This window comes from Acidovorax cavernicola (genome assembly GCF_003581445.1).
The window spans coordinates 1-4,471 of record NZ_QXMN01000094.1; the positions used below are offsets into that span (position 1 = coordinate 1).

The 4,471-nt window shown below is 70.4% G+C and carries 2 protein-coding genes and 1 pseudogene; all 3 read right to left on the reverse strand.

What is annotated here, in order from left to right:
- Positions 1 to 707 (reverse strand): extracellular solute-binding protein (locus D3H34_RS30875; protein WP_119558654.1); only part of this gene is annotated, 707 nt, incomplete at its 3' end.
- 73 nt (positions 708 to 780) lie between these two features.
- A complete protein-coding gene (locus D3H34_RS30880) occupies positions 781 to 1,830 on the reverse strand; it encodes an ABC transporter ATP-binding protein (RefSeq protein ID WP_119558655.1) in 1,050 nt (349 codons plus the stop codon).
- A gap of 150 nt (positions 1,831 to 1,980) precedes the next feature.
- A pseudogene (locus tag D3H34_RS30885) lies at positions 1,981 to 4,471 on the reverse strand (alpha-2-macroglobulin family protein); the annotation flags it as partial.

Below are 4,471 nucleotides of genomic sequence, written 5' to 3' on the forward strand. Positions count from 1 at the left end.
TCGATCACCTTGGGATGGTCGAACGTGACCTTGGTGCCGGCTTCGTTGGCCAGCAGCACGCCGTTGGGCGTGGTCAGCGTCTGCAGCATCCAGTAGCCAAAGCCCGTCGACGGGATCTGGATGCCGTACTGTGTGACCTTGCCGCTCGCGTCCTTGCGCGTGAGCTTCTGCGCGGCGTCGCTCAATTCCTTCCAGGTCTGGGGCGCGCGGTTCGGGTCCAGTCCCGCCTGCTTGAACAAGTCCTTGTTGTAGTACATCACGACCGTGGAGCGCTGGAACGGCACGCCCCAGGTCTTGCCGCCGGTGTGGCTGTTGGCCATGAAGGCCGGGTAAAAGCTCTTGAGCCAGGCCTGGTCGGCGGCGGTCTTGACGAACTGGTCGATGGGCGCGATCGCGTCTTCGTCGATCAGCGTGAACATGTCGGTCGACAGCAGCACCGACGTCGCGGGCGGCTTGCCCGACTTGTGCGCCGTCAGCGCCTTGACGATGGTTTCCTGGTAGGTGCCCGCATAGATCGGCGTGACCTTGATGTTCGGGTGCTGCTTCATGAAATCCGCCGCGAAACCGTCGATGGTCTTGGCGATGGCGCCGCCCACGGCCACGGGGTAGTAGAACGGCACTTCCACCTGCGCCTGGGCATGGGCCAGGCCCAGCGAGCCCGTGGCCGCGGCCAGGGCCAGGGTCTGGATGAAGGTCTTGCGATGCATGGTGACTCCTGAAAAAAAGCGATGAACGACGGGGCGCTGCCGCGGCCAGACCGGCGATCCGGGAACAGGGGATTCAGGCGGCGCGCGCGCCCAGGCGCAGGCCGTCGCCGCCGAAAAAGTGGGTGTCGGCGTCGTGCCAGGCCAGGCGCACGCGCGCGCCCGTGGGCACCTGCTGCGGGCCCGGGGCACGCACCGTCAGCACTTCGCTGCCCACCTGGCAGCGCAGCACCAGATCGGCGCCGAGGTATTCCTGGCCGACGACTTCGGCGGGCACGGGAGCGTGTTCCGCGGCGTCGTCGGGAAACACCGCGATGGCTTCGGGGCGCAGCCCCATGCAGCGCGCGCTGCCGCCGCCCACGCCCACATCGCTGCCCGCGATGCGGCCGTGTTCGAGCGCGATCAGATTCATTGCGGGCGTGCCGATGAAGCGCGCCGCAAAGCGGCTTGCGGGACGGGCATACATTTCGCGCGGCGTCGCGCATTGTTCGACCCGGCCCTGGTGCAGCAGCACCACCTGGTCGGCCATGCTCATGGCTTCGGCCTGGTCATGGGTCACGTAGACCACGGTCAGACCCAGGCGCAGCTGCAGTTCGCGCAGTTCGCTGCGCATTTCCTGGCGCAGCTGGGCGTCGAGATTCGACAGGGGTTCGTCCATCAGGCAGACCTTGGCCTGGGCCACGAGCGCGCGCCCCAGCGCCACGCGCTGCTGCTGGCCGCCCGAGAGTTGCGCGGGCCGGCGGTCGAGCAAACCGGTCAGGCCGAGCAGCTCCGCGGCCTCGGCCAGGCGGCGCGCGGCTTCGGCCGCAGGCACCTTGCGCACCGACAGGCCAAAGCCTATGTTCTCGGCCACCGTGAGGTGAGGAAACAAGGCGTAGTTCTGGAACACCATGGCGATGCCGCGCTCGGCGGGTGGCAGGTGGCCGACTTCACGGCCATCGATGCGCACACTGCCCGCGGTCGCGGTTTCCAGCCCCGCAATGATGCGCAGCGTGGTTGACTTGCCACAGCCCGAAGGCCCGAGCAGCACGCAGAAAGTTGCCGGTTCAATGCGCAACTGCAGCGCGCCCAGCGCTGTCGTTGCTCCCCAGGACTTTGCGACGCCATCGAGTTCGATCAGAGACATGACGCAAGTCTAGGCAGGTCATGTGACGAATGGATGTCAATTTTGCCGGTGCTTACCCTGACGTCACCTTGGCGTTCCCTGCATGCCACGGGGGCGGCCGGCCCCTTTTATGACCCTGCGTGACATGCAGGAAGAACGGTCTGTGACGCATCAGGGAGCCGGCACCACCTTGACTGGCGCATTCGGCGCCACGCCGAACATTTCGGGCGCATACAGCGCTTCGACGCGCGTGGGCGGCAGCGCGAATTCGCCGACATTGCTCACGCGCACGCGGTAGCGCACCTTGGTGCTGCCGCGCGGCAGCCACTCGTAATAGCCGCGCCAGGACGAGAAGCTGCGCTCCTCGAACGTCGGCGCGCTGTCGGTGTCTCCGGTATCGGTGGCCCCGCCCTGCTGCGCGATCTCGGAGTCGCGGCCCAGGCCGCTGCCGAGAATCGTCGCGCCCGCGGGAATCGGGTCGGTGATCGCCACCCAGCCCATGTCGGCCGTGGACGTGACGTCCAGCGTCACCTCGAGCACGTCGCCGCGCTGGTAGCTGCCTGCGGGCAGCTGCGACGGCGTGACGCGCGTGACGGTCTTGCGCACGGTATAGCCGGCGCTGAACGGCTTGCTCAGCGGCACCGCAGCCACGGCCTGCAGGCTCAGCCAGGGCTTGCCCTGGCCTTCGTGCGTGACGGTGAGCGGGCCCGGTGCCCAGGGCAGGAACAACGCGTTGGCGCCCGAGGCCGCCACCGGCGCGCCCACGGGGCTCGCGCCCAGCGGCACGCCGGCCGCGGGAAGGCCCGCTGCCGGCTGGCCCGCGACGCTGCGCCATCCCTTGACCACGCTGTGCGTGCCCAGCTGGGCCAGCGTGCGGCCCGCGACCGGCGTGCTCTCGCGCTCGCGCGAGAACGCCTGCAGCGCAAGCACGCCCCACAGGTTGGCCGTGGTCGTGGTCCAGGCGCCGCCGCGCTGGCGCGCGATCAGGCCCTGGGCCAGGCGCGGCACATCGTCCTGCCACTCGGGCAAGGTCAGCGCGGTCAGCAGCAGGCGCGCGGCATTGCTGTCGCCGCCCTGCATCTGCCACCACCAGTGGTCGTCCTTCTCGGTGCTGAACACCACCTGGCTGCCCTGGAACGACAGCCGGCTTTGCAGCATCTGCTTGGCTTCCTGCAGCCGCGCCTCGCGCTGCGCGGCCTCGGGCAGGCGCTGCAGGATCTGCACCCAGTCGAGCAGCGCGTGCGTGGGCCACTGCGCGGGCGCGACGCGGATGCTCTCGAGCATGCGCGGCCCGGCGCGGCCGTTGCGCGACAGCGCCTCGATCGCCGCGAGCTTGCGCACTTCGAGCGCCCGCGCCTGGTCGCTGCGCGGATTGTTCAGCGGGCGTTCGAGCCGGCCTTCGACGAAGGCGATCAGCGCGCTTTCCATCTGCGCGCGCAGCGCTTCGGGCAGGGCCAGGCGCGGGTCCTGGCGCGCGGCTTCATGGCTCGCAGCCAGCAGATAGGCGGTCAGCGTGTCGCTGCCGCGGTGCTGCGCGCCCGCGCGTGACGCAGCGGCGCCCGGCGGGAAATACGAGGCCAACCCGTTCTCGTCGAGATAGCTGGGCATCTTCGCGATCACCTGCTGCCACTGCGCGGCGTCGCCCAGGCCCAGCGCGCGGCTGCTGATCTGCTCGAGGCAGGTATAGGCATAGCGCAGCCACCAGTCGCGCACGCCGGGCAGGCCATCGGCCAGCTTGGGCGCCAGCGCCAGGCGCAGGCCGCCGCGGCCCGGCAAGGCGTCTGCCGGCGGCGCGACCGGCAGCTGCCACTGCCCGTCGATCTGCACCAGCGTCGCCTGCTGTACCGCGAGCGGCACGGCCGCCTCGATGCGCTGGCGCACGCGAACAGCATCGCGCGCGGGCGGTGCGCCCGGCGTCACGTCCTCGGCGTCGATTTCCCAGTCCAGGCCCGCGGCCAGATTCTCCAGCGCGCTGCTGCCTGCGGCATTGAGCGGTACCGTGACCTCCCACGCGACTTCCTGCGACGCGCCCGCGGCCAGCGCGATGCGCTGCGCGGCCAGCGCCAGCGGCGCGGCGCGGCTGCACCTGGACCTGCATCGCGCGCGCGGTGGTGTTGCGCAGCGTGATCTGCGCGCGCAAGCGGTCGCCCTCGCGCACCAGCGGCGGCAGGCCGCTGATGATCTGCAGGTCCTGCGTGCTGCGGATCTTGGTGCGTCCCGTGCCGAACATCTGCACACCCGCATCGGCGACGGCGACGATCTCGAACGTGGTCAGCGAATCATTGAGCGGCACCTCGACGCGCGCCTGGCCCTTGGCGTCGAGCACCACGCTCGGCTGCCACAGCAGCACGCTGTCGAACAGTTCGCGCCGCGGGCTGCGCCCGCCGCCGCCGCCCGCGGGCACGGCCTTGCGGCCGTAGTGGCGCCGGCCTATGACTTCCATCTGCGCGGTCGCGGTCTGCACGCCCCAGGCGCGGCGCGGCAGCATCGCGTCGAGCAGGTTCCAGCTGCCGTTGGGCATGAGTTCGAGCAGCGCCTGGTCCACGGCAGCGAGCGCGACTTCGGCGCCGGCCGCGGGCTGGCCGTTGGGCAGCCTGGCGCTGATCGTGACCTGGGCCTTGCCGCGCACCGGGTAGGTTTCGCGCTCGGCGCTGACCTGCAC